General features: G+C 64.0%; 13 protein-coding genes and 1 pseudogene. 11 read left to right on the top strand and 3 right to left on the bottom strand.

The window, feature by feature from the left end:
- The first annotated feature begins 88 nt into the window (after window positions 1-88).
- From AC24YW_RS08010 to AC24YW_RS08000, 3 genes are all read left to right on the top strand, one after another.
- Window positions 89-10,939, top strand: coding sequence for a FecR domain-containing protein (locus tag AC24YW_RS08010; protein ID WP_487482210.1), 10,851 nt, complete (start codon window positions 89-91; stop codon window positions 10,937-10,939).
- Window positions 10,940-11,084: 145 nt separating this feature from the next.
- The gene (locus AC24YW_RS08005; RefSeq protein WP_487482209.1) at window positions 11,085-13,316 is read left to right on the top strand and encodes a CHASE2 domain-containing protein; all 2,232 of its coding nucleotides are present in this window, start codon (window positions 11,085-11,087) and stop codon (window positions 13,314-13,316) included.
- A 133-nt stretch (window positions 13,317-13,449) separates the two neighbouring features.
- The gene (locus tag AC24YW_RS08000; protein ID WP_487482208.1) at window positions 13,450-14,148 is read left to right on the top strand and encodes a nitroreductase; all 699 of its coding nucleotides are present in this window, start codon (window positions 13,450-13,452) and stop codon (window positions 14,146-14,148) included.
- Window positions 14,149-14,248: 100 nt separating this feature from the next.
- Here the strand turns inward: AC24YW_RS08000 and AC24YW_RS07995 are convergent, their stop codons facing one another.
- Both AC24YW_RS07995 and AC24YW_RS07990 read right to left on the bottom strand, forming a co-directional pair.
- The gene (locus tag AC24YW_RS07995; RefSeq protein ID WP_018316216.1) at window positions 14,249-14,797 is read right to left on the bottom strand and encodes a sigma-70 family RNA polymerase sigma factor; all 549 of its coding nucleotides are present in this window, start codon (window positions 14,795-14,797) and stop codon (window positions 14,249-14,251) included.
- A complete protein-coding gene (locus AC24YW_RS07990) occupies window positions 14,797-15,030 on the bottom strand; it encodes a NepR family anti-sigma factor (RefSeq protein ID WP_260374128.1) in 234 nt (77 codons plus the stop codon). The genes AC24YW_RS07995 and AC24YW_RS07990 overlap by 1 nt, the downstream gene beginning before the upstream one ends.
- Window positions 15,031-15,261: 231 nt before the next feature.
- Between AC24YW_RS07990 and AC24YW_RS07985 the strand changes: the two genes are divergently transcribed.
- Entirely contained in the window at window positions 15,262-16,068 is an 807-nt protein-coding gene (locus AC24YW_RS07985) for a response regulator (RefSeq protein ID WP_487482207.1), read from the top strand.
- A 153-nt stretch (window positions 16,069-16,221) separates the two neighbouring features.
- Window positions 16,222-16,821, top strand: a complete 600-nt coding sequence (locus tag AC24YW_RS07980) for a nuclear transport factor 2 family protein (RefSeq protein ID WP_487482206.1) — start codon at window positions 16,222-16,224, stop codon at window positions 16,819-16,821.
- A 63-nt stretch (window positions 16,822-16,884) separates the two neighbouring features.
- Here AC24YW_RS07980 and AC24YW_RS07975 read toward each other — a convergent pair.
- Window positions 16,885-18,042 (bottom strand): annotated as a pseudogene (locus tag AC24YW_RS07975) (DNA/RNA non-specific endonuclease).
- 410 nt (window positions 18,043-18,452) lie between these two features.
- On the opposite strand from AC24YW_RS07975, the gene AC24YW_RS07970 reads away from it, so the two are divergent.
- The 6 genes from AC24YW_RS07970 to AC24YW_RS07945 all read left to right on the top strand — a co-directional run bounded on the left by AC24YW_RS07970 (window position 18,453) and on the right by AC24YW_RS07945 (window position 26,905).
- The gene (locus AC24YW_RS07970) at window positions 18,453-19,622 is read left to right on the top strand and encodes a patatin-like phospholipase family protein (protein WP_487482205.1); all 1,170 of its coding nucleotides are present in this window, start codon (window positions 18,453-18,455) and stop codon (window positions 19,620-19,622) included.
- 36 nt (window positions 19,623-19,658) lie between these two features.
- Entirely contained in the window at window positions 19,659-21,740 is a 2,082-nt protein-coding gene (locus AC24YW_RS07965; protein ID WP_487482204.1) for a tetratricopeptide repeat-containing protein, read from the top strand.
- Window positions 21,741-22,031: 291 nt separating this feature from the next.
- Window positions 22,032-22,454, top strand: coding sequence for a hypothetical protein (locus AC24YW_RS07960; protein ID WP_487482203.1), 423 nt, complete (start codon window positions 22,032-22,034; stop codon window positions 22,452-22,454).
- A 113-nt stretch (window positions 22,455-22,567) separates the two neighbouring features.
- On the top strand, window positions 22,568-24,445 hold the full coding sequence (gene htpG, locus AC24YW_RS07955; RefSeq protein WP_487482202.1) for a molecular chaperone HtpG: 1,878 nt from the start codon (window positions 22,568-22,570) through the stop codon (window positions 24,443-24,445).
- Window positions 24,446-24,607: 162 nt separating this feature from the next.
- Window positions 24,608-24,886, top strand: a complete 279-nt coding sequence (locus tag AC24YW_RS07950; protein ID WP_487482201.1) for a DUF3551 domain-containing protein — start codon at window positions 24,608-24,610, stop codon at window positions 24,884-24,886.
- 204 nt (window positions 24,887-25,090) lie between these two features.
- On the top strand, window positions 25,091-26,905 hold the full coding sequence (locus AC24YW_RS07945; protein WP_487482200.1) for a long-chain-acyl-CoA synthetase: 1,815 nt from the start codon (window positions 25,091-25,093) through the stop codon (window positions 26,903-26,905).
- Window positions 26,906-26,972 lie beyond the last annotated feature (67 nt).

Here is a 26,972-nt window from a genome sequence, read left to right as displayed (position 1 = left end):
TAGATGGTTTCGCTAAGGACTTGGTAATGCTAAGCAAGCTTAGGCGGTCGATACTTACTTAAATTTTAACCCTTTTTACGGTGCCCAGTTGAATTACGCTGGCAAATTTGACGCCGCGACGTCTTTGGACGGCCAGGGTTCCAGCTCGCCCGCCTTCCATGTCGATGGCTTTACCGCCAAGCCCTTCATTGCCAAGGCGCACGGCCATGTGCCTGACGGCGCGTTCGTCGTTCCCGACCCCAATCTGATCTTCAACGGCGAGTTCAAGCGTGCCGGGCTCGACCTCGTGCTGTCCCACGACGGTCACGAATTCGTCGTTCACGATTATTTCAGGGGCGACAAGCGCGCCGCGCTCGCTTCGCCCGACGGCGCCCACCTTAGCGGCGACGTCGTCAACGCCCTCACCGGCCATGTCCAGATTGCCCAGGCCGCGCCCGGTGCTGGTGCGGGCCAGGTCATCGGTCACGTCACCAAGCTCGTGGGCAGCGCGACCGCGATCCGCAACGGCGTCTCGGTCATCCTGAACAATGGCGACAACGTCGAGAAGGGCGACGTGGTCTCGACCGGCTCCGATTCGACGCTCGGCATCACCTTCATTGACGGCACCGTGTTCGGCCTGTCCTCCAACGCGCGGATGGTGCTGAACGAGATGGTCTACGACCCCAACGGGTCGAACAATTCCTCGCTGCTCAGCCTGGTCGCGGGCACCATCACCTTCGTCGCCGGCGAAACCGCCAAGCGCGGCGACATGAAGGTCGACACGCCGGTCGCCACCATGGGCATCCGCGGCACGGCGGTGCTGACCCAGATCAACTTCGTCGTTCCGGCCGGCGGCGGCGATCCGCAGCCGCAGGCGAGCTTCCAGGTGCTGGTCGAGCCGAACGGCACGACCGGCTCCTACATCCTGTTCGACAAGGTCACGCTGCTGCCGATCGCGACGGTCAACCAGGCCGGCCAGATGATCCAGATCAGCGGCGGCAACGTCTCGATCACCAATGCACTGATGTCGCCGGAGGTGCAGAAGCTGATCACGGACGTGTTCACGCTGAAGTTCACCGACAACAACACCAACACCAAGCTAACCACGAACTACACCGATACGATCACGCCGTTCGGCTATGAGGTGTTGCTCAAGTCGTCGTCCGGCGCCACCGCTACCGCGACATTCGTCAATCTCAATCCGCCACCGCAGGAAAGCCCCAACACGCCGACGCCGACGGCCGGCCGCATTCCCGGCCAGCCGATCGCGCAAAGCTTCGACCTCGGCGACAACGTGAAGACGGCGTTCGCGCTGACCGAACGGGCGGACACGACCGGCGATACGCGCGCCGACACGATTTCCGGCGTGATCAGATTCCTTGATCAAAACCTCGGCGACCTGCCGACGGTGAGTGTGAGCCTCGCCGAGGCGCCGAACTACGTCTACAAGAACGCCGGCCAGCAGGACGTCACCGGCTCGCTCACCGCGCTGCAGAAGCAGGACATCGCGGCGACGCAGATCCAGATCAGCGTCGTCCCCGACCCCGGCAACAACAACAACGGCTCGGCGACCTGGACCTACACGATTCCCGACAAGGTCTTCGACTTCCTCGCGGCCGGCGAAACCTTGACGCTAACCTACATGGTCCGCGTCGACACCAATTTCTCGGTGAGCCCGGAGTCCAGGTTCATCCCGATCACCATCACGATCACGGGAACGAACGACAAGCCGGTGATTACCACCAGCGTTCCCGTCATCATTTTCGAAGGCGGCACCAGCGTGCCGGGTGGCCCGCTCACCAGCGACGTTCCGACCTCGGGCACGCTGAACTTCGACGACGTCGATCTCACCGACCAGCATACGGTCTCGGTGGCGCTGACCAGCGCGACCCTGCCCGTCGGCACCGTTCCGCCCGGTCCGCTCGCGGCATTCCAGAGCGCGATGTCGGTCGCGATCGCTGCGGGCGCCGACAGCACCGGTGACGGTACCGGCACCATCAATTGGTCGCTGGCCGATCTTCCGGTCTATCTCGCCGACTTCATCCCGAAAGGCACGGTGTTGACGCTGGTCTACACCGTGACGCTCACGGACTCGAAAGGCGGGACTGCCCAACAGACGATCACCGTCACGATCACGGGCACCGATGCGCCCGCCGTGGTCTGGATCGCGACCGAGAGACCCGGCGCTCCCTCCGGCGGCTTCTGGAAGGACGCGGCGAACTGGGCCACCGGCACGGTTCCGACGAGCAACGACGACGTCATCGTCATCACCGATCAGCTCCACGGCCTGACCCCGTCCTATCCGGTGACGATCGATACGGCCGCCTATGCCAAGTCGCTGACGCTCGACGACTACGACACGGCGCCGGGCCACAAAGTGCCGGAGGTGATCAACAAGAGCACCTTGACGATCGGCGGCAAGCTCACCCTGAACGCCGACGCGAAGTTCACCAATTCGCTCGGAAGCCATGCTATCGTCGGCGGCGCGATCGGCGTCGAAACGATCACCAGGACATCCGGCCAGGTCGTCGTCAACACCAGCACGATCACGAACGCGGGCACGCTCACCCTGCAAGCGGGCGGCACGATCGACACGCTGACCGCCATCGCCAATTCCGGCCTGATCGACCTGACCGGCGGCACGCTGGTGCTGAAGAGCGACGTCGCCAATACCGGCGGTACCGTGCAGGTGGAGGCCGGCGCGACGCTGATCGTCGATGACATGACGGTCGACGGCGGCACCGTCGCCATTCTGGGCACGCTCGAGCTCGACGGCACCAGTCTGATCGAGAACGGTGCCCTGAACAATTCCGGCCTCGTCGCTGTCGAGGGCACGGCCGAGCTTGCCCGCGAGACCGTCTCCAACACCGCAACCGGCGCGATCAGGGTGCTGGCAAACGGCTGGTTGACGGTCGACCAAGACTCGACGGTCACGAATGCCGGCCAAATCACCATCGATGCCGGCGGTAGGCTGACGGTGAACGACGCGACGATCACCGGCGCAGGCGCGGTGACCGGCAACGGCGAGATCGAGCTGACCGGCAGTGCCGTGCTGAGCGGCGGCGTCCTGACGAACAATGCGGCCTTCGAGGTCAGCGGCATCGGTAACGCCCTGCACGGCGAAACGATCACGAACGCCGCCACCGGTACGATCGAGGTGCTGACGAATGGCGCGCTGACCGTCGACCAGGGCTCGACCGTCGCCAATGCCGGCAACATCATCGTCGATGCCGCCGGAAAGTTGACCGTCAATGATGCGTCGATCGACGGTGCCGGCACGGTGACCGGCAACGGCGAAATCGACCTCACCGGCAATGCCGTACTGAGCGGCGGCACGCTGAACAACAATGCAACGCTCAAGGTCAGCAGCACCGGCAATGCGCTCGAGAACGAGACCGTCACCAATGCCGGTACCATCGAGGTGGCGGCAGCTGGTGCGCTCGCGATCAGTCAGGGTACGACGATCGACAATTCGGTTGGTACCGTCATCGTCGATGCCAATGCCGCGCTGACGCTGAACGATGCCACCATCACCGGCGGCGCTATCACGGGCGCCGGCACGATCGACGTCACCGGGAACGCGATGATCGACGGCCATGCCGTGCTGAGCACCAGCGCCGTTACCGTCGAAGCTGGCACAACACTGACGCTCGATAACGTCACGGTTGACGGCACGACGATCTCGGACAACGGCAGCCTTACGCTGGAGGGCACCGTGAAGCTCACGGGTGGCGCCGTGATCCAGGGTGGGTCGAGCGCCTTCGCCCCGGGAGGTGGCTCCGTCACCGCACGATACGATTGGGGGCAGCTCGGCACCGCCTACACCGTGCTCGGCAGCCCGCTCCAGGTGGTGGCGACGAACGGTACCGGCGGCACGGTCAGCTCCGCTGGCGGCATCTTCGAGCTCCGCGATCAGAGCAGTGGTTGGTTCGGTAATTTCGCGGCCGGAACCCACCTTCTGTGGGATCGCGGTGCGGGACCCGACATCACGGTCCAATTCGCGAGCCCGGTCTATTCGGCGGGAGCGCAGATCCAGTCCAACTACTACGGTGGCTTCACGGCAGAGATCATCGCTTACGACTTGACCGGCAACGCGATCGGTTCGGTCAGTAAGAACGGCGTCAGCACCAGCAGTGCCGACAATTCGGCGATCTTCATTGAGCTGACCGGCAGCAGCGCCGATATCGCCAAGGTCAAACTTCACCTGACCGGCGCGACATCTTCTCCGAACGATTTCGCCATTGGCCCCGTGACATTCGTCGAGGAAGCCGGCGGCAGCAGCGGTCAGATCCTCAACAACGGCACCCTGGAGGTCTCGGGTCCTGCGACCCTGCTCAACGACGTCGTGACCAATCACGGTACGGTGACCGTCGACAATGGTCAGACGCTGACGCTGTCAGGTACCGAGATCAGCGGCGGTACGATCGGCGGCACCGGAACGATCGAGGTCATCGGCAATAGCGCGATCGACGGTGGTGCGACGCTGAACACCAGCTTCGTCACGATCCAGAGCGGCGCGACGCTGGCGCTTGACGATGTGATCGTGTCCGGCACGTCGATCGCCGATAGCGGCATTTTGAAGGTCAACCTTGGTAAGAAGCTGACGCTGAACGGCGCGAGCGTCACCGGCGGCCAGCTCAACGTGCTCGGCACGCTGGCTTCGTCCGGCGCCAGCAGCGTCACCAATGCGTCCATCACCAACAGCGGCCTGATCGAGGCCATCGGCGGCGTCCTGACGCTCGCCGCCACGACCTCGGCCGCCATTGCCAATGCCGGCACCCTCCGCGCCAACGGCGCCCAGCTCGACATCGACTACCAGGCCGTCACCAACACCGGCACGCTGGCCGCGATCAACGGCGGCGCGCTGAAGCTGACCGCACTGACGGTGACCAACACCGGCGGCACCGTGTCGGTCGCATCGGGCTCGACGCTCGATCTCTCGGGGGCGGCCATCGACGGTGGCACGGTGACGATCGCGGGCACGCTGGAATCCACCGGCACGAGCGCGGTCCAAGGCGCCGACCTCAACAACACCGGCACGATCACCGTCACCAGCGGCACGCTGACGATCGATCCCGGCCTGCTTCATGCCATCACCAATCAGGGACGGATCGAGGCGGTGGCCGGCGGCTCGCTGAAGCTGATGACGGCCGCCATCGCCAACGCCGGCGGCACGATCGCGGTCGACGGCGCCTCGAAGCTCTATCTGACCGACGTCTCGATCAATGGCGGCAGCCTGACCAATGCCGGCAATCTCTACAGCGTTTCCGGCAGCAACACGATCACAGGCGCTGTGACCAACACCGGCACGATCGAAGTCCAGGCCGGTACGCTGAACCTCGCTGGCGGCATCACCGGTGTCGGGACGCTGGTTGTCGAGGACGGCGCGACGCTCGAACTGGGCGGCGCGGATGCGCAGACCGTCACCTTCGCCGGAGGCGCCAATACGCTCCGGCTCGATGCCACGAGCCATGATTTCACAGGCACTATCTCGGGGCAGGCCTCGACCGGCGGCACCTTCACCGTCACCGGTGATGGAGATATCAATTCGTCGCTGGGCGACGCGCTCGACTTCACCGCATCTGGCGGAACCGGCGGCAATCGCGCCAACGTCGTTCTAACGCCCACCGGCGCTCTGACCGGCGCGGCCAACGGGCTTGTCGTCACCCAGAATGGCGCCGGCGACATCTCGCTGACGGCGACCAAGGACATCAAGGGAGGCGCCGGCAACGGCATCACGTTGCGCCACACTGCGACCGGCTCCGGCGACATCACCGTCAACAATCTCACCGGCAAGGCAATCGGCACCGGCGCGAATTCAGTCGGCGTTCTCGTCGAGAACTTGAATGCCGCCAATGACGGCGACATCTCGATCACCCAGCTCGGCGGCGCCGCAGGCGGCGCGTTTGGCATCGATGCAGGAACGCTGGGCAACGGCGATATCGACATCGACGCCGGCGGCTCGATCAGCGGCTCCGTCTACGGCATCCGGACGCGCAGCTATGGCAGCGGCAACCAGACCGTCACGACGGAAATCGGCAGCATCGTGACTTCCGGCAGCTCGGGCGTCGTCGCCGTCAATCGTGCGACGTCGATCAGCGCAGCGGCCGACAGCACCATCACGATCACCAGCTACGGCACGATCAATTCCGGCAGCAGCCCGAACCTGGCCGGCAATGCTCCGGCCGGCATCGAAGCCGGCTACACCGGCGCCACCACCGGCACCTCCGCCAACGCCGGCGTCAACGGCACAGTGGTCGTCAACAACCATGCCAACATCACCGCTGCGGCCGGTTACGGCATCAACGCCTTTAATTACGGGAATGGCGACGTTACGGTGAACAGCTTCGCCGGGACGACGATCTCGGTGTCGGGCCCGCAAAGTGTCGGTATCAACGCCGCAGCGCTGAGCAGCGGCCCCGGTGACGTCACGGTCACGCTCGGCGAGAACGTCACGATCTCGGGTGCGGCGAGCTACGGCATCAGGGCCTTCAGCCTCAATGCCGGCGACATCAGCGTCACCCTGGCGACCGGCGACAGCATCACCTCCGGCAGCTCCGGCATCGTCGCTGTCAATTTCGCCACGGCGATCGCTGCCGGCGTGGGGAGCACGATCTCCGTCGAGGCGCATGGCACGATCCATTCCGGCGTCACGCTCAACAACGACGGCACCGCGCCGGGCGCGATCATCGCCGGCTACAAGCCCGGCGGGAACGGCACCTTCTCGAACGCGGTGAATGGCGACGTCATCGTCACCAGCGACGCACACATCACCGCGGATGCGGGCTACGGCATCGAGGCATTCACCTGGGGTGTCGGCGACGTCACGGTCACGACCGGCCAGACTTCGAACATCAACGCCGCAGGCATCGCGATCGGCGCATTCGATCACGGCGGCGGCGACGTCAGCGTCACCAACAATGGTTCTGCCACCGGTTCGGTCGGCGTGGCTGCCCTCGCCACCGGCGCCGGCGACGTCACCATCGTCAATCATGGGGATATCGCCAGCACGAGCCTCGCCGGCATCAGTGTCACGCAGAACGGGGCCGGCGCGACCGGCTCGACGCACGTCACCAATTTCGGCTCGATCTCGGCTCCCACCGGTCACGCGGCAATCTACATCCAGGAGAACGCGACCGGCACGGCGACGATCGACAATTTCGGCACGATCGGTCCTGCGCTCGCATCCAGCGTGACCTCGACGACCTATGCGATCGTCGAGACCGGCGGCGCTATCACGATCAACAACTCTGGCGAGATCAACGGCAACGTCTCGGTCGCCACGGCGACCTTCAACAACAATGCGGGCGGCATCTGGACCGTCTCCGGCACCAGCGTGTTCGGCAGCCTGTCGTCGATCGTCAACAACGGCGATATCGACCTGCTCAATGGCGCCTCGATATCCGGGAGCGGCCTGAGCATTGCGAATGACCATGAGATCGACAGCTGGGGTACGGCGACGATCTCGGGCGCCATCACCAATGCTGGCACGATCGAGGTCAATGACGGGACCTTGACGCTGTTCGGCTCGCTGTCCGGCACGGGGTCGGTGACCGTCGATGCCGGTGCGCTCTTGAAGCTCGAGGGCACTGTTACGCAAACGGTCACGCTGGCCGGCGATGGCGCCGCGCTTCGGATCGACACGTCGTCCTTCGGCGGATCGATCGCGGGGCTGTCCACGGGCGATACGATCGACCTGTCCACGATCAAGTACGGTCTCGGCACCAGTGCGGTCTATGTCGCCAATGCCGATCCGGCGACCGGAGGCGTGCTGACGGTGACGGACGCCGATGGCAACCACATCGATCTGACACTGACCGGTGCCGACTACAGCAACGCTCATTTTGCCGGCAGCAGCGACGGCCATGGCGGCACCCTGATCACGTTCAGCGCGGGCGACGATACACCGGTCTTCACCGCGGCGGAGGCCTCGCCGGGCGTGAGCTTCTCCGAACTCGAGAACACCACCGGCTCCCCCGCGTCCAACCCGACGCCCGCCGCGACCGGCACGATCCACTTCACCGACATCGACCTGACCGACCGCCCGACGGCGACGATCACCAGCCAGACCGCGACGTGGCTCGATAGCGACCATACGACGCAGCTGACGCTGTCCTCGGCCGATATCCTCGCGCTCGAGCAGGCGCTGACGCTTCAGCAACCGGGCAACAAGAACAATGGCGCGATCGGCTGGAGTTATTCCATCGCCGATGGCGCCCTCGATTTCCTCGGCGCGGGCCAGACCGCAGCCGTGGTGTCGACCATCACTCTCGATGACCACAAGGGCGGGACCGACACCGCCGAGGTCACCGTCACGATCACCGGCACGAACGACGCACCGACGCTGGCTGGCGCGCAGCTCGGCGCGGTCAACGAAGATGCGGTCGCATCCGCCGGGTCCAGCGTCGGCGCGCTCTTTGCCGCCGGCTTCCACGATGCCGACGCCGGCGCCGGCTTCAAGGGCGTCGTGATCAACGCCTCCCACGCCACGGCGGATCAGGGCGTGTGGCAGTACGAAGTTGCCGGGGGCGACCAGTGGATTGATATCTCCGGTGTCGGCGACACCGCCGCGCTCGTCCTCGCCACCGACACGCTGATCCGCTTCGTGCCGGCTGCGGATTACAGCGGCGTGCCGGGCGGCCTCGACGTACATGCCCTGGACAATACCTATGGCGGCGACGTCACGACGCCCGTTCTGATTGACATCACCTCGCCGGCGATCGGCTCCAGCGTATCGGCTCAGGCGACGACGCTCGTCACAGAAGTGACCCCGGTGGCCGATACGCCGGCGTTCAACATCGACCATACGCCGATCGCTGATGCAGGAGAGTTCCTGGTCAACACCACCACCGCGAACGACCAGACCTACAGCGCGGTCGGTGCGCTCTCGGACGGAGGCTACGTCATCGCCTGGATGTCGCAGGGACAGGACGGCGACGGCACCGGGATCTACGCGCAACACTTTGCCAGCTCCGGCGCGAGGGTCGGCGGCGAGTTCCGGGTCAACGCGGCGACCGCGGGCGATCAGTCCGGCCCCTATGTGGTCGGGCTCGTGGGCGGCGGGTTCGTCGTGAGCTGGACCTCCGGGGCAAACAATCAAGCGACTATCCGCTTGCAGCGCTATGATGCCTCGGGTTCGACCGCAGGCGGCGAAATCTCCCTCGGCGGCTACGGCGAGAACGCGACGCTTGCCGCTTTGTCGAATGGCGGCTTCGTCGTCACCTACGTCTCGTCCGACAGCAGCACGTCAGGCACGTACGGGATTGTCTACGATGCCGGTGGGACGGCGACGTCCGGGCCCTTCTTGATCAACACCACGACTGCCAGCCAGCAGCAGGGCGATTCCGTCGCCGGGACCGCCGACGGCGGCTTCGTGGCGTCATGGCATTCCTATGGTCAGGACACGCCGGACAGCTGGGGCGTGTACTTCCAGCGCTTCGACGCGCAAGGCAACAAGCTTGGCGGCGAGGTGCAGGTCAACACCAATATCGCCGGCGATCAGTATGGCGGCGAACTCACCGTCCTGAAGGACGGGTCGATCGTCGTATCCTACACCGACGCGAACACGCTCGTGCTGAGGCACTTCAGTTCGACCGGTATGCCGATCGGCAGTGAAGTGAGCATCCAGGATGCGACCACAAACACGCTGCAGGCGCTGCCGGACGGTGGCTTCCTCGTGACCTATCAGGGCCATGACGCTCCCGGGAGCCTCGGCCTTCTGGGCCAGCGCTTCGATGCATCGCTCCACTCGGTCGGTTCGTCTTTCGTCATCAACCAGACCACCGATGGCGATCAGCTATTCCTCGCCGATCGCTCCAACCCGACCGCCGTGACGGCCGATGGCAAGTTCGTCTCGGCCTGGTACTCTCCAGGGGTCGGTGGCAACGACGTCGAAGCGCGCGTGTTCGCGCTGCCCGGGTTTGGCTCGGTGAACCCGATCAAGCTGCCGGCCATCAGCGCGGCGGCTGCCGACACCGACGGGTCGGAAGCGCTTCTCATCAAGCTCGCCGGCTATCCGGCCGGTGCAACCTTCTCGATCGGTCATGCCGGAACCGGCGCTGATGCCGGCCTCTGGCTGATCGGTGCCGCGGAAATCGCATCGCTGGTGACGTCGGGACTGACGATGACCGCCCCGGCCGGGTACCACGGCGAGTTCAATCTGCATGTCAGCGTGACCGTGACAGATGCGGCAAATGGCCTGAACGGCCCGTTGACCGACACGAAGACTGTGACGAGCGACGTGGCGGTCAAGATCGGCGGCGGGCTGACGATCGACACCACCGGCTTCCACGTCGAGCATATTGCCGAGAACGGCAACGACATCGTTACCGATCTTGTCGTCATCGACACCGATCCAGGCGCAGGTGCGGATACGTTCAGCGTCACCTTGTCGACCGCGCATCCGGATGTCAGCAGCGTCAGCGTCTATCCGGTGTCCGGTTCGCTCGAGCAGATCAACACGGCCCTCGCCAGCGGCGCGGGCATCGTCTACGATCCGATCGGCGCCAGCAACGATGAGAGCCCCGAGCCGCCCGCGACGGACCAGATCACGCTGACCGTTGCCGACTTGGCCGGCCACTATGACACCGTCAATTTCATCTTCGTCGAGGGAGCCGATGGTCAGGGCATCACCTTGCAAGGCACCGCCGGCAAGGACGTCATTTTCGCGACCGAGCAGAGCGATACGCTGATCGGCGGTGGCGCCAAGGACCAGTTCGTGTTCGCCCCGACGTCGTCGCAGCCCGCGGTTCAGCACACCGTGACCGATTTCGAGACGGGCCTGGACAAGATCGACCTGCGGCAGTTCGGCAGTATCACAACGTGGGCGCAGGTTTCGTCGCTTGCAGAGCAGCAGGGTGCCGATACCCTGCTCAATCTCGACAGTAACGACAAGATCCTCCTGAAAAACGTTGTTGCCAACAACCTCCACGCGAGCGATTTCATCCTTCATGTGAGCTAGAGGCAATGCCCCTCTGGGGCAAGCGGCTGTCATTCCGCTTTGATCCGGGCAAAAAATCCCTATCCTTTGCGGCCGGCACGACGGGCATTCCCGTCATGGCGATCCAAGACCAGACCCGACGCGGTGGGCAGGAAGTCCGATCGAAATGAAACGTCTGAAGATCCTGCGGCGGTGGTTTGCGCGGAAGCTCGGCTTTGCGCGGCTGATGTGCCTTGCGCTGCTGGTTCTGTTCGCCGGCGCGCGGCTCTGGGATCCGCCGCCGATCCAGGAATTGCGGCTGCGCACCTTCGACATGTTCCAGCTGATCGATCCACGCGACAAGACGGCACGGCCGGTAACCATCGTCGACATCGACGACAAGAGTCTCGCCAAGCTCGGGCAATGGCCCTGGCCGCGAACGCGGATTGCCGATCTGATCGAAAACCTCACAAACAATGGCGCGGTAGCGATCGGCTTCGACGTGGTGTTCTCGGAGCCCGACCGGCTCAATCCGGATCTGGTCGCGGGCCAGATGCGCTACCTCGACGATGCCACCCGTGCCAAGCTGCGCGAGCTGCCGACCAACGACCAGATCCTCGCCGAGGCGATCAAGCGCTCGCGCGTGGTGCTGGGCGAGACGGGTCTGCCCGACGTCCTGGCCGAACTCGACAAGTCACTTCCGCTCACGGGCGTAGCGACGGTCGGCGAGGAGGGCGCCGAACGCTTCCTGTTCGAATTTCCGGGCCTGCTGCGCAACGTGCCCGTGATCGAAAGGGCGGCCGCCGGCCGCGGCCTGTTCTCGATCAGAAAGGAGCGCGACGGATTCATCCGCCGCGTGCCCATGGTCATGCGTGCCCAAGGCAACATCATGCCATCGCTCAGCCTCGAGATTCTGCGCGTGGTCACGGGCACGCCGACGCTGCTGATCAGGACCGACAAGACCGGCGTGCGGGCCGTGCGCCTCAAGGGCCTCGAGATCCCCACGGACAAGAACGGGCAGTTCTGGGTGCACTACGCCCGCCGTGATCCCTCGATCTACGTCTCCGCGGCCGACGTGCTCGACAACAGCGTGTCGCCGAGCAAGTTCGCCGGCAAGCTGGTGCTGGTCGGGACCTCCGCGGCCGGGCTCAACGACATCAAGACGACGCCGGTATCCGCGACCATGCCGGGTGTCGAGATCCATGCCCAGGTGCTGGAGAGCGTGCTCAGCCGAGCCGCGATCTCGCAGCCGAACTACGCACTCGGAATCGAGCTGATCGCGGCGCTGCTGATCGGCCTGCTCATCATCATCTTCACGCCGAATCTCGGTCCCGTCCGCCTGGTGCTTGCGGGTGCGGCGTTCGCCGCCATCCTGGTCGGCGTGTCCTGGTTTTTCTACACGCAGCACCGCCAGCTCATCGACTTCACCTATCCGCTGTTGTCGACCACCGCGGTCTATCTGACGCTGATCTTCGCCAGCTTCGTGCGCGAGCAGCGCCAGCGCGTGCAGATCCGCGGGCAATTCGCGCAATATATGTCGCCGGTGCTGGTCGAGCAGCTGGCGCAGTCGCCGGAAAAGCTCGTGCTCGGCGGCGAGGAGCGCGAGATGACCATCATGTTCTCCGATGTGCGCGGCTTCACCACGATCTCGGAGAGCTACAAGCACGATCCGCAAGGGCTGATCGCGCTGATGAACCGCTTCCTGACGCCGCTGACCGACGTCATCATCGAGCGCAAGGGCTATATCGACAAGTACATGGGCGACGCCATCATGGCGTTCTGGAACGCGCCGCTCGACGATCCCCAGCACGAGATCAACGCCTGCGAAGCCGCGATCCAGATGCTGGAGCAGATCGACGAGGTCAACAAGGAGCGCGAGCAGGAGGCCGCCGACGGCGGCCACGTCTACATCCCGCTCAATGTCGGCATCGGTCTCAACACCGGCATCGGCGTGGTCGGCAACATGGGCTCCGACCTGAAGAAGAACTATTCGGTGCTCGGCGACAGCGTGAACCTGGCCTCGCGCCTGGAGGGCCAGTCCAAGGCATACGGATTCCCGATCATCGTGGGATCGCGCACGGCGCTCGCCGCCAAGGAGAAGTTCGCGATCCTCGAGCTCGACTTCATCATGGTCAAGGGCAAGACCGAGCCGGAAGTGATCTACGCCATCGCCGGCCGCGAGGACGTGATGCATTCGGCCGCGTTCCAGCGCCTGCGCAACATCACCATCGAAATGCTCGGCTGCTATCGCAGCCGCGACTGGCAGGGCGCAATGGATGCCATCGAACGCGGCCGCAAAAGCGAGGACGCCGACACGCTGGAGAAGCTGTTCAGGCTTTACGAGGCGCGGATCAAGGATTTCCAGATCGATCCGCCGCCGGAGGGCTGGACCGGCGCCTATGCCCTGCTGACCAAATAGGCGTCACGGTCACCCCTCGTGCTGGGTGGGCAAAACACAGCATGCCTACCATATGCAGGTGCATCGAGGTAAGGATGGCGGTGGGACGGCGCTTGGCGCCTCTACCAACCAGAAGAAAAAGGCAAGCTGAGTGATGGACGCACAAGTGAGACAGAACGACCGCATCGGGGTGCTCGAAGAGCTCCTCAACGAGCGCTACTCCGTTCGCGCATTCCTCCCCAAGGAGGTCGATCGCGCCACCATCGAGCATGTGCTGGCGACCGCGCAGCGCACGGCATCCTGGTGCAACAGCCAGCCCTGGCAGGTCATCATCGCCAGCGGCGAGGCCAAGGAGCGCTTTCGCAAGGCGATCTACGCGGAGGCCTCGAAGGGCCTCGGCGATGACTACGACTTCACGCCACCGCGCGAATATCTCGGGGTCTATCTCGATCGCCGCCGCGAGAGCGGCTTCCAGCTCTACAACACGCTCGGCATCGCCCGCGGCGACAAGGCGGCCTACGCCAAGCAGGCGCTGGAGAACTACAATTTCTTCGGCGCACCGCATGTCGCCATCATCCACACCAACGAGCCGCTCGGCATCTACGGTGCGATCGATTGCGGCGCCTACGTCTCCAACTTCATGCTGGCGGCGCAGGCGCTCGAGCTCGGCACCATTCCGCAGGCCGCGCTGGCGCGGCACTCCGGCCTGATCCGCCGCCACTTCGATCTGCCCGATGACCGCCGCGTCGTCTGCGGCATCTCGTTCGGCTATGCGGACCATGCGCACAAGGTCAACAGCTACCGCACCTCGCGGGCGAGCGTGGCCGAGACGGTGACCTTCGTGGATGCATGATCACGTGCCGCGGACCCGACGCCATCGGCGTCGGGCTCGCGCAAAGACGGCCGTGGAAGCGGCCGTCTTCATCCCGTTCCGGTGCGATTGACGCCGGCGGTCAGCCGCCGCTGCCGCCGATCACGGCCCGCACGGTCTCGTCGGGTCCGAAATCCTCGGCGCCGTCGACATAGAGCAACGCGGCGAGCTTCGAGCGGGCGCGGTTCACGCGGCTCTTGATGGTGCCGACCGCGCAGCCGCAGATCGAGGCGGCGTCCTCATAGGAGAAGCCGGACGCGCCGACCAGGATCAAGGCTTCACGCTGATCCTGCGGAAGCTTGTCGAGCGCGGTGCGAAACTCCTCGAATTCGAGGTGCGCGTTCTGTGAAGGCTGGGTCTTCAGCGTCTTGGCGTAATTGCCCTCGGCATCTTCGACCTCGCGCCGCCGCTTGCGATAGTCGGACCGGAACAGGTTGCGCAGGATCGTGAACAGCCAGGCCGGCAGATTGGAGCCGGGCTGGAACGAGTCGATATTGGCGAGCGCGCGCAGCAGGGTCTCCTGGACCAAATCGTCGGCGCGGTCCGCATTGCCGCTGAGCGAGATGGCGAAGGCGCGCAGACTAGGCACGGCTGCCAAGATGTCGTTACGCAGGGAGTCCGTGAGAGGCATCAATCCCTCCCATTGTTGTTGTCGTTGGATCCGCCCTCATTTTCCACCTGGGGTGACGCTCCCGGCGCATCAAGCTTCTTGATCAGTTCTGCGAACCGATCCGGAACCCCCTGCCGCACGACATCATCGTACATGGCGCGCAACTGGTGCCCGATCCGGGATTGAATCTCCGGAGTCAGGCCTCCCTTGCCGGGGGTCGTGCTTCTGCTGGCTTGAGACTTGAGATCTTTCATGACCTGTTCCACGTTTCCCCGAGTTAAGTGACTGTAAAATCGAGAAGTTTTCTCAACCGGGAGCCGTTCCCTGGATAGGCACAATTCCAGCTGCGCCAAAAAGTTCCCAGTTAGGCGGAACTTTTGTTGACGTCAGGCGTAGACAGCCCAGCAGGGGAACCTGGGCCCCCCGCGTGATGCCTGACCTCAGGATTGGACCTCAAGGTTGGCCCGAAGACGAATGGAGTGGGGATGTCCCGTTCACAGGTAGTTGCTGAACACTTGCCGTTGTTGCGCCGGTACGCGCGGGCTCTGACAGGCAGCCAGGCCTCCGGTGACGCCTATGTCGCCGCCATGCTGGAAGCCATGCTGGGCGATCCGTCGGTGCTCGACGAGAGCCACGGGCCCCGGGCCGGCCTGTTCCGGCTGTTCACCCAGATCTGGAATTCGGTTTCCCTCAACGACGATGCCGAGGTGACCACCCTGCCAATGCCGCCGGAACGGCGGTTGTCGAACATCACCCCGCTGCCGCGCCAAGCCTTCCTGCTGCTCTCGCTCGAGGGCTTTTCGGAAGAGGAAGTCGCCTTCGTTCTCGGCACCGATGTCGCCGAGACGCGCCGTCTTGCGGACGCAGCGGGACGCGAGATGGCCGCCGAGATCGCCACCGACGTGCTGATCATCGAGGACGAGACCTTCATCGCCATGGACCTCGAGAGCCTGGTGAAAAATCTCGGTCACAACGTGGTCGGCGTCGCGCGCACCCATGCCGATGCAGTGGCGCTGGCCAAGAACAAGCGGCCCGGCCTGATACTTGCCGATATCCAGCTTGCCGATGGTTCGTCGGGCCTGGACGCGGTCAACGAGCTGCTGCGCACGTTCGAGGTGCCGGTGGTGTTCATCACCGCCTATCCGGAGCGCTTCCTCACCGGCGAGCGTCCCGAGCCGGCGTTCCTGATCTCGAAGCCGTTCCAGCCCGCGATGGTCTCGGCGGTGGCGAGCCAGGCTCTGTTCTTCCAGCGCAACTCGCGCAACCGCACGCCCAAAGCGCCGGCGGCGTGACAAGCCGCTGCGGCTTGCCCAACAGCGAATCTGGTCCGGCGTGCCCAAGGCACGCCGGATTTTTCATGCCGCCGCCCCGCTTGACTGGCGCTGAATTCGCCGCCCATAGCTGAAGCAGCTGTGCGTACGACCACGCCAATCGGAGACGTGCCCATGGACCAGCAACTCTTCGACCGCCTCGCCATCCGCGACCTCGTCGAGAACTGGGCGGTGTGGCGCGACGCCGGCGACTGGGAGCGCTTTGCCACCGTCTGGCACGAAGAGGGCTGGATGTCGGCCACCTGGTTTCAGGGGCCGGCGCGGGACTTCATCCGCGTCAGCCAGGAAGGTTTTGCGAGGGGCGTGCGCATCCTGCATTTCCTCGGCGGCACCAGCATCGAGCTTTCCGGCGAGCGGGCCATTGCCCAGACCAAGATGACGATCTCGCAGCGCGCCCTCGTGCACGACGTGCTCTGTGACGTCGTTTGCACCGGGCGCTTTTACGATTTCCTGGAGAAGCGACAGGGCCGTTGGGGCATCGTCCGCCGCCAGCCGATCTACGAGAAGGATCGGATCGACCCCGTCGATCCCGCCGCGATGCTCCGGCTCGACCAGCAGGCGCTCGCCGCGCTTCCCGAAGGCTACCGCCACCTCGCCTACATGCAGGAGCTGATCGGCTACAAGGTCAAGCGCGACATGCCCGGGCTGATCGGCGCCGAGGTGGAGAAGCTGTATGGCGAGGGGCGGACATGGCTGGCAGGGATGATTTCTTGACGCTTCGAGCCATAGGAGGGCGCTGTTGCGTTGACCGCTACGGACGTCCCTTCGCCGGCAAACTCACAACGCAGCCGCTTGGTGCAGGGATGCCGCAAAACGGAGCTGCGCGATCCTTTCCAGATCTGCGAGCGTGACGCGGTAGTCGCCGATCTCGATCCTGCGACCAACGTTTTGCGCCACCATCGCCACCTGGTCCATCAGATAGGCTGCGACGGCGAGGCGGTCGCCTGGAGCGGCGATGACCGCAACTTTCCAATAGGCCCGCGGTACGCGAAAAGTGTCGCGCGCGATCAGGCCGTGCTCGAACTCGACGTCGCCGCGGAAGGCTTCATCGTCGTCGGAGAAAACCGGTCCGCTGAAGCCTGTCAGCCGGCCTTGCGATTGCGCCATTCCGCGCTCCCACTGCTCCAACGCGCGTCACCAATCCTGATTGAGCCGCTGGTGCTGTGGCACGACATTGGGCCAGTAGAACGCCTGTCGCGCCGAGATCGAGGCCGCGCGCGGCTCGCCCCAGCAGCCCGTCGAACGGGCCATGAGATGGCCGCGGTCGTAAGGGCTCTGTCGCAACAACGGCAAATTCATCTGCAACGACGGAGGAAGCAGCGGATCGGGCGACCATTTATCCGCGCCGCGCGGCTCGTCGACGAATTGGCTTCCGTCGCAATTGTAAGCCACGTAATGCGCGAGCCGACGCGCCGGATTCATCACGACAGTGAAGTGCAGATAGCGCAACACCGCCACCGCGCCATTCACGCCCGGTAGAGAGATCGGGCGCGTCTTGCCGAGGAAATCCGGATCGAAGCCCGGACGAACCGTATCGATACGCGAGGGTGGGACGAGACGTGCCAGCCGGCGCAGCAGCGCTTCTACCTCGGTGCGGTCCGTCTCGCCTTTCCAGCGCGAAAGATCGGTCGCTTGCACGGCGGCGAACTCGGTCGGGAATGTGCCTTCGTCGAGGAGGATGGGCACCAGCGCGCCTTTGTTCAGGCCGACGCGCGCCTCATGACAAACCCACTCGCTAGCGGTTGACGTCTGTGACCACAGCACGACGACGGCTCGGCAGTTCGCCAATTCACCGTCGAGCTCGGGACGCCACGGCATGCCGGGCTCGATGCCGCGGTCCCACCAAACGGTCCAGCCCTGCTCTTCAAGAAGGTCCACGATCGGCCGGGCGCGCGGCCGATCGACGTGAGTGTAGCTCAAGAAAATGTCAGCCATGCCGCCTGATCCTGTCGCGCGTGACATCCCTGCGGTTCAGCCGGCAATCACCGGGCGCAACTGCTCGTCTCTGCTTTGATTGGCAACGGGAAGCTGCTTCATGAATTTCTTGCTTCGCCTCAGCCAAGGCGCCAGCGTCTGCCGCACACCATCTCGTGATTTTTCTGCATTCCAGCGCGATGCAAGGGACGATGGCGAGGGCGTTCTGACCTTCTCGGCCGACAATCTTGACCACTATACTTTAGGGTGTGTCTCGTGCAAGGTAGTTGTCATGAAGCGACGATTTTGAAGGTCCGATCGAATTTGAGACTGCGGCACATTTCCGTAGCCGTCGCAGATACGAATTGTTGTGAGCCATCGAATTGCTGCAGCCGGCATCGCCGGCCGCCTTTGCCGCCTGGGAGGGTCGGATGCCCAAGACTCGGATGCCCAAGACCAAGCAACAACATTTGGACGCGACGAACGGACCAAAGCGGATACTGGCGCTCGACGGCGGTGGTATCCGCGGCATCCTGACCCTGGAATATCTCGACGTCATGGAGAGCGAGCTCAGGAAACGATACGGCGATCCGAAATTCCTGCTCTGCGACTATTTTGATCTCGTCGGCGGAACCTCGACCGGGTCGATCATCGCGGCCGGTCTGGCCTGCGGATTGACGGTGGAGGAACTCAAGAAGCTCTACAACGGCATCGGGACGGATGTTTTCCAGACCGAGTTCTGGCGGCGTGGGTTGTTGGCGCCGAAATTCAAATCAGAGCCACTCCAGAATGCGCTCGATTTGCAGCTCGGAGCCGATACCACGCTCGACAGCGACCGTATCCGCACCGGCCTGATGATCATGACGAAGCGCCTCGACACCGGCAGCCCCTGGCCGCTGCACAATCATCCCGCCGCTCGATATGCTGCACAGGACGGCAAGTTGCACTTGACCAAGGTGGTCCGTGCGAGCACGGCGGCGCCGACCTATTTCCGGCCTCAGGAAATCGACATCTCGTCGCGTGACGGAAAGATCACCGCCGGTGCATTCGTCGATGGCGGCGTCAGCCCCTTCAACGACCCGTCGCTGCAACTGCTGATGCTGGCGGCGCTGGACGGCCACGGCTTCCGCTGGAAGACCGGCAAGGACAAGCTGTTGCTGATCTCGGTCGGCACGGGCGTGTTCAAGAAGACTTTCACGACAGAACAGATCACGGGGATGGTCGCGGCCGAGCAGGGACTGCGCTCACTGCAATCGCTCATGGATGATTGCGGGCGCCTCAATCAAGGAATGCTGCAGTGGCTGACCGACTGTCTCACACCCTGGACAATTGATCGCGCGGTGGGCGATTTGAGGCTCGACAGCCAGGGCGGCCCGCAACTCGCCACCTATGCACGATACAATGTGCTGCTCGAGCAGGACTGGTTGAAAACCACGGTGAAGCTCGACTTGACGCCTGAAGCGCTCGAGAACGTCGCGGCGATGGATGATCCCAACAATCTCGATGAGCTTGCCAGGATTGGACGACTTGCCGCGAAGGTGCAGGTCAAGCCGGAGCACTTCCCGGCCGGCTTCGACGTGCACGAGCGGGTGGTGCACTGACGCAGGGCTTCTGTCATCGATCCGGGGATTTCACTCATGGACCTCGCGCGCGCATTCATCGTTCGTCCCTTCAGCATGCAGGACGGGATCGATTTTAATCAGGTGGAGCGGGTGCTGATCGCACCGGCGCTCGTGCAGGCCGGGATCGAGGGCCGCACGACGCTCGAAATTACGGAGCAGGGCAATATTCGCGAGGATATGTTCCGCCTGCTCGTGCTCTCGGATCTGGTGATCGCCGACGTCTCCATCCACAACGCCAACGTCTTCTACGAGCTCGGTATCAGGCACGGTTTACGCGATCGGCATACGCTCCTGATCCGCGCCAAGGGGACGAAGGACAAGTATCCCTTCGATCTTCAGACCGACCGCTACCTTGAATACGATCCGGCGGATCCTGCTGCTGCGTTCCCCAGCTTTCTCGTTTCGCTTAGGGCGACGCTTGCCGACACCAAAAAGGACAGCCCGGTCTTTCGGTTGCTGCCTCGTCTGACGCCGCATGACCGGGCCGCGCTCATGGTCGTCCCGTTCGATTTCCAGGAAGACGTCGGGATCGCGCAAAAGGCGGCGCGCGCCGGCGACCTGCGCCTGCTCGCTCAGGAGGTCCGTGGCTTCGAGTGGGGGAGCGCGGGGTTGCGGATCATTGGCGACGCGCAATTCCGGATCAAGGCTTTTGCCGGCGCCAAGGAGACCTTCGAACTGCTTCGGCGCCTGGACGAAAATGATTTTCAGGCCAACTATCGCCTGGGCACGATCTATCAAAAACTCGCAGCAACGGCCCCTGGCCCCGATGCGAAGCTCGACTGCATCACGCGTTCGGAAAACGCAATCAATCGCGTGCTCGCCCGCACGATGCCGCCGAATGACGGCGACGAAACGCCCAAGGAATCGGCGGAGCGGCGGTCTCACCGCGCCGAAGGACACTCGCTGCTGGGCAGCAACGCCAAGACACGATGGATCGACGATTGGCAGGGCGCAGCGGATGCAGACGCGCAACGCCGCGCCGCGCTCCGTTCGCCACATCTCACGTCCTCCATCGAGCACTATCTCCATGGCTTCGCCGAAGATCTGGGTAGCTTCTACGCCGGGATCAACGCGCTTGCGATGCTGACGATCCAGATCAGTCTCGCAAAGGCCGTCCCCGATGTCTGGGCTGAAGGTTTCGACGACGGGGATGCGGCAATCGCGGATCTCAAGTCCAGCGAACGCCGTGCCGGTCGTCTTGCCGCGGCGCTACAACTCGTAGTTGGAAACGATAGCAAGGTGATGCGAAAAGGGGAGAAGTTCGACATCTGGAAGGAGATCAGCCGCGCCGACTTGTCGTTCTTGACAGCCGACAGGCCGGCGCAAGTCGGGGCTGCCTATCGAAAGGCTCTGGCAAATGCGGGCCCGTTCGAAACGGACGCGGCGCGGCGCAATCTTCAGTTGTTTCGCCAGCTCGGGGTGCTCCCGGCAAACGTCGAAGCCGCGCTGAACGAGATGAACCTGGCCGCTCCGGATCAACCAGCAGCGCTGCCGGTGCGGGTTGTCCTGTTCACGGGCCATATGCTTGACGCGCCCGGCCGGGAGAACGCCAAGGCGCGTTTTCCCAACACGCCGGAGGCTGAGGCCGAGGCGCGCAAGATGATCGAAGAGGCGGTCAAGAAGGAAGTGAGCGAAAGCGGTGGGGTCGCGTTCGGCATTGCCGGCGGGGCATGCGGCAGCGACATTCTGTTTCATGAGGTCTGCAACGAGCTCAACATCCCCACGCGGCTTTTGCTGGCATTGCCGGAAGCTCAATTCCAGGCTGAGTCGGTCAACCGCGGCGGTTTGGATTGGGTGATGCGATACCAGCAACTTTGCCGGCGCGTGACGCCTCGCGTGCTTGCCGAGTCCAAGGATCTGCCGCGCTGGCTCTCCGGCAAGAAGGATTACGATATTTGGCAGCGGAACAATCTGTGGATGATGTTTAACGCACTTGCGACGCAAGCGCGTAACCTCACGCTGATTGCGCTCTACAATCGTGAGAGGGACCCCGATGGCCCCGGGGGCACGGCACATCTCGTCAAGGTCGCGGCGGACTGGGGTTTCAAGACCGTCGAGCTCGACGCGCGACAGCTCCTCAGGGCCAGCGGCTCGTGAGTGGAGGGAACATCTCGTTCCATGAGACAAAGCGGACGGCCGTCCCCTAGATAAAAGTAAGGCGCGACTGGCATCACCACAGTCGCGCCCTACGTCGCCGGCTTATGGGGCAGGGGGGAATAGCCGGCTGCTGAGACGACTCCTGGGCGCGATAGTCGTTCCACGAATGGCGAAATATTTTGCCGTCTGCTGCATTTTTCGCACACGGTTAAGTGATCGTAGCTGTCGAGAACCCCCGATCCTGCGGCGGCGTTGTTCCCGTGCCCGCCATGGGGCGAGGGATCGACAGCCATGTCACAGATTCAAAAGGTTCTTTTGAGCGCAATTGCGGTCGTCGCCACCCTCGGTGCCGTGCAGCTGGCCTCTGGGCATGACCTCGCTGACCGCTGGCAGGCGGTCGCCGACATCCCCAGCCAGGGTTCCAGGGTCGCGGTGGGCCACAACGTCAACCGCACCGCCAAGGCAGACCGGCTTGCCGAGATCAAGCCGGCAGCTGTTCCCACCCGCACCGTCTCGATGCGGTTGAATGACCTCGCCGACACGTCGGTTCTGCTGCGGGTGCCGGCGGTGATCGAGACCGGCAATGCCAAGACCCCGGTCCTGCTCCAGAACCCGAAGAAGCCTCGCAACAAGCCGACGATCGCCTGTGAGCCGATGGTCAGCTCGCTGACCGAGGTCGCAAGGCTACTCCAGCCCGGCCGCTGCGTGACCTGACCGCCCCGCCAGGGAGCGGCGGCCTGGCGGACTCCAGGCTTCACATCCTCTTGATCCGCCATTGCCTCGCGCTATATCCGGGTTCCCTCCCTTTTATTTGACCGGGTAAGCGCATGACGACGTCAGATACGGCTGTGCATACGCAGCCTTTCCAGGCCGAAGTTTCCGAACTGCTGCACCTGATGGTGCACTCCGTTTATTCGGAAACCGACATCTTCCTCCGCGAGCTCATCTCCAACGCCTCCGATGCCTGCGACAAGCTGCGCTACGAGGCTATCGCCAGTCCCGCCCTGCTGGGCGAAGGCGACGCGCTCAAGATCCGCATCATCCCTAACAAGACGGCCAAGACGCTCACGATCGCCGACAATGGCATCGGTATGGAGCGGCAGGAACTGATCGACCACCTCGGCACCATCGCCCGCTCCGGCACCAAGGCGTTCGTGTCCAAGCTGAAAGAGGCCAAGGACGGGCTCGGCCTGATCGGCCAGTTCGGCGTCGGTTTTTATTCCGCCTTCATGGTTGCCGAGAAGATCGTCGTGATCAGCCGCCGTGCCGGCGAGAGCGATGTCTGGACCTGGACGTCCTCCGGCGGCTCCGGCTTCGAGATCGCCCGTGCCAGCGACGAGGAAGCGGCGCGCGTGGCGCGCGGCACCGAGATCGTCCTGCACCTGAAGGACGATGCCAAGAAATATCTCGAGGCCTACGAGATCGAGCGCATCGTCACTTCCTATTCCGACAACATCCTGTTTCCGATCGAGCTGGTGCCCGAAGAAGGCGAGCCGCGCCAGATCAATTCGGCGAGCGCGTTGTGGCAGCGCTCCAAGTCGGAGCTGACGGCCGACGATTACAAGAAAGCCTATCAGCAGATCGCCTCTGCCTTCGACGATCCCGCAATGACGCTGCACTACCGCGCGGAAGGACGCTACTCATACGCTGTGCTGCTGTTCGCGCCCTCGACCAAGCCGTTCGACCTGTTCGAGCCGAACCGCAAGGGCCGCGTGAAGCTCTACGTCCGGCGCGTCTTCATCACCGACGATGCCGACCTCTTGCCGGGCTATCTGCGCTTCGTCCGCGGCGTGGTCGACAGCGAGGATCTTCCGCTCAACATTTCGCGCGAGATGCTCCAGAACAATCCGCAGCTGGCGCAGATCCGCAAAGCCGTGGCGACGCGGGTGGTGTCTGAGCTCGAAAGCCTCGCCGACAAGGACCCGGAGAATTTTGCCAAGATCTGGGACGCCTTCGGCGCGGTGCTGAAGGAAGGCATCTACGAGGATTTCGAGCGGCGCGAAAAGCTGCTGTCGCTGTCGCGTTTCACCACCACGTCGGGCGAGAAGCGGTCGCTGAAGCAGGTCATCGCCGATTTCAAGCCGAACCAGACCGAGATCTATTATCTCGTCGGCGACAGCATCGAGCGGCTGAAATCCAATCCGCGACTGGAAGCTGCGACCGCGCGCGGCATCGAGGTGCTGCTGCTGTCTGATCCCGTCGATGCGTTCTGGACTTCGATGCCCTCGGATTTCGAGGGCAAGCCGCTGAAGTCGCTGAGCCAGGGCGATCTCAATCTCGATTTGATCCCGCGCATCGACGACAAGGACGAGCCGAAGACGGACGAGCCGGCTGCGGACGAAGCGGCCACCATCGCCGTGATCAAGGCCGCGCTCGGCGAGCGCGTCAGCGACGTCAAGGCCTCGACGCGCCTCACCAGCTCGGCCTCCTGCCTCGTCGCCGACAGCCAGGGCCCGAGCCGCGAGCTCGAGCGCATCTTGTCGCAGCAGAACCGCGGCATGAAGACCAAGGTGATCCTCGAGATCAATTTGCGCCATCCGCTGGTCACCGCAGTCACCAAGGCGCAGGCTGGCTCGACAGTCGTCGACGATCTCAGCCTGCTCCTGCTCGAGCAGGCGCAGATCCTGGACGGCGAATTGCCGGAAGACCCGGCGGCGTTCGCGGCGCGGCTGAACCGGCTGGTGTTGCAGGGGCTCGGCGGCTAGCGCTGCTTCGCAGCATTGTTTGGACAATGCTTGATCGCTCGGCGCGCATCGCTTCTGGCGCTGCGCGTCCCACTCACCTTGACGTCATCGGGCCCCGGGAACAGTCGCGGACCGCGAGATGTTGTGTCATATGAAGCGACGTCACTAGTTCGAGGATTTCCCATGCGCTTGTCATTCCTCACTCTTACCGCGATCTTCACGCTGCTGGGCGCAGTGGATGCCAGCGCGCAGCGATACGATCCGGCCTATCCCGTCTGCATGCACCGCTACGTCGGTGGCGGCCCTGGTGGCGGAGGCAGTGACTATTTCGACTGCTCGTTCACCTCGTTGGAGCAGTGCCGCGCCACGGCGTCGGGCCTTGCCGCGACTTGCGACGTCAATCCCTATTACGCCTTCAACGAGTCGCCGCCGCCGCGCCGCCGTCCCAGGAAGGTGCACTGAGGCGAGCGGGCCAAAGCCCGGGACTTCTGCATTCATCACTCTTTCGACCTGATGACGCCCGTCGGCGCGCTGCCGGTGGGTGCGACCTTGGCTGCGCTGCTGACGACGTTTAATCGCGCGCTAATCGCCCTTTACCTTGTCTCTTAACGCCCGGGTCAGGGCGCGCGGGCTAAACTGTCGGACACCCGCAGACCGCCCGAAAGAGTGAACAATATGACCACCGGCGTCATCGAGCAGCCGAAAGCCGCGCGCGCACCGTCGGCTTCCAAGATCTGGTTGAGGGCGATCGAGCTCACCGCGCGGATCGAAACGCTGCCGGGCCGCCTGTTCGCCGACGTCGTCGACGATTGGGCGCAGCGCCAGCCGAACCGCGTCGCTCTGGTGGCGGACGAGGCAAGCCTCGATTACGAAGGCCTGTCGAAGAGGGTCAATCGCTACGCCCGCTGGGCGCGCTCGGTCGGCCTTGCCAAGGGCGATACCGTTGCGCTGATCATGCCGAACGGCATCGACTATGTCGCGGCCTGGCTCGGCATCAGCCGCGTCGGCGGCGTGGTCGCACTGATCAACACCAAGCTCGTCGGGCAATCGCTCGCGCACTGCCTCGATGTCGCAATGCCCTCGCATGTCATCGTTGCGCATGAGCTGACGGGGATGCTGGACAGCGCGGCGCCTCATCTGAAGACGGCGGCAAAAGTCTGGACGCATGGCGATAGCCGCAGCGAACGTGCGATCGACGTCGCGCTTGCCGTTCTCGACGACGGCCCGCTATCGCCGGAGGAGCATGGCGAGGTCACCATCGACGACCGTGCGCTGCTGATCTACACCTCCGGCACCACTGGCCTGCCGAAAGCGGCCAGCATCAGCCACCGTCGCATCCTGAATTGGGGGTTCTGGTTCGCCGGCCTCACCGGCGCGACGCCGCAGGATCGGCTCTACGATTGTCTGCCGCTGTTCCATTCGGTCGGCGGCATCGTCGCGCCGTGCAGCATGTTGGCCGCCGGCGGCTCGATGGTGATCGCCGAGAAATTCTCAGCCTCGCATTTCTGGTCCGACATTGTCCGGCACGATTGCACGCTGTTTCAATATATCGGCGAGCTCTGCCGCTATCTGCTCAAGGCCGCGCCCTCGGAATACGAGAACCGGCACCGCCTGCGGCTCGCCTGCGGCAACGGGCTGCGCGGCGATATCTGGGAGGATTTCCAGGCGCGTTTCGCCATTCCACGCATCCTCGAATTCTACGCCGCGACCGAAGGCAATTTCTCCCTGTTCAACGTCGAGGGACAGCCGGGCGCGATCGGCCGTATCCCGCCGCTGCTCGCGCACCGCTTTCCTGCGAGCCTGGTCAAGCTCGACCCTGATAGCGGCGCGCCGCTGCGCAATGCCGAAGGCTTTTGCATCGCCTGCAGCCGCGGTGAGGCCGGCGAAGCCATCGGCCGCATCGGCACCGCGGACGAGGGCGGTGGGCGTTTCGAGGGCTACACCGATGCTGGTGAGACCGAGAAGAAGATTCTGCGCGACGTCTTCGTCAAAGGCGATGCCTGGTTCCGCACCGGCGATCTGATGCGGATGGACGACAAGGGATTCTTCCATTTCGTTGACCGTATCGGCGACACGTTCCGCTGGAAGGGCGAGAATGTCGCGACCTCGGAGGTGAACGATGCCGTGCGCGATTTCACCGGCGTCGTCGATGCCACCACCTATGGCGTCGGCATTCCCGGCGCCGACGGCCGGGCCGGGATGAGCGCGATTGTCGTGAACGAGGGGTTTGACATCGCCGCGCTGCCCGCCCATCTCGCGCAGCGCCTGCCGGGCTATGCCCGGCCTCTCTTCATCCGCATCTCGCGCGAGCTCGACGCCACCGAGACCTTCAAGCAGAAGAAGGGCGAGCTCGCCCGCGAGGGATTTGACCCGGCCGCGGTCTCCGATCCGCTGTTCATGCTCGACCCGACATCCGGCGCGTACGTTGCGTTGGACGCGGCGACGTATGCGGCCATCTCGGGCGGTACGATCAGGCTGTAGGGCAACCAAAATCGAGAGATAGGTCCAATTTTATCTGAATTGTCCAAGAAGCCATTTACTTCTGTCG

The sequence above is a fragment of the Bradyrhizobium sp. USDA3516 genome (assembly GCF_057651995.1).
This window is presented reverse-complemented; position numbering and strand designations above follow the sequence as displayed.

Excerpts from the sequence above, each read along its gene's own strand:
- AC24YW_RS07995 (WP_018316216.1), bottom strand. The coding sequence starts at position 14,797 with ATGCCTCTCACGGACTCCCTGCGTAACGACATCTTGGCAGCCGTGCCT.
- AC24YW_RS07970 (WP_487482205.1), top strand. The coding sequence starts at position 18,453 with ATGCCCAAGACTCGGATGCCCAAGACCAAGCAACAACATTTGGACGCG.
- AC24YW_RS07960 (WP_487482203.1), top strand. The coding sequence starts at position 22,032 with ATGTCACAGATTCAAAAGGTTCTTTTGAGCGCAATTGCGGTCGTCGCC.
- htpG (WP_487482202.1), top strand. The coding sequence starts at position 22,568 with ATGACGACGTCAGATACGGCTGTGCATACGCAGCCTTTCCAGGCCGAA.
- AC24YW_RS08000 (WP_487482208.1), top strand. The coding sequence starts at position 13,450 with ATGGACGCACAAGTGAGACAGAACGACCGCATCGGGGTGCTCGAAGAG.
- AC24YW_RS07950 (WP_487482201.1), top strand. The coding sequence starts at position 24,608 with ATGCGCTTGTCATTCCTCACTCTTACCGCGATCTTCACGCTGCTGGGC.
- AC24YW_RS07965 (WP_487482204.1), top strand. The coding sequence starts at position 19,659 with ATGGACCTCGCGCGCGCATTCATCGTTCGTCCCTTCAGCATGCAGGAC.
- AC24YW_RS08005 (WP_487482209.1), top strand. The coding sequence starts at position 11,085 with ATGAAACGTCTGAAGATCCTGCGGCGGTGGTTTGCGCGGAAGCTCGGC.
- AC24YW_RS07980 (WP_487482206.1), top strand. The coding sequence starts at position 16,222 with ATGGACCAGCAACTCTTCGACCGCCTCGCCATCCGCGACCTCGTCGAG.
- AC24YW_RS07985 (WP_487482207.1), top strand. The coding sequence starts at position 15,262 with ATGTCCCGTTCACAGGTAGTTGCTGAACACTTGCCGTTGTTGCGCCGG.
- AC24YW_RS07990 (WP_260374128.1), bottom strand. The coding sequence starts at position 15,030 with ATGAAAGATCTCAAGTCTCAAGCCAGCAGAAGCACGACCCCCGGCAAG.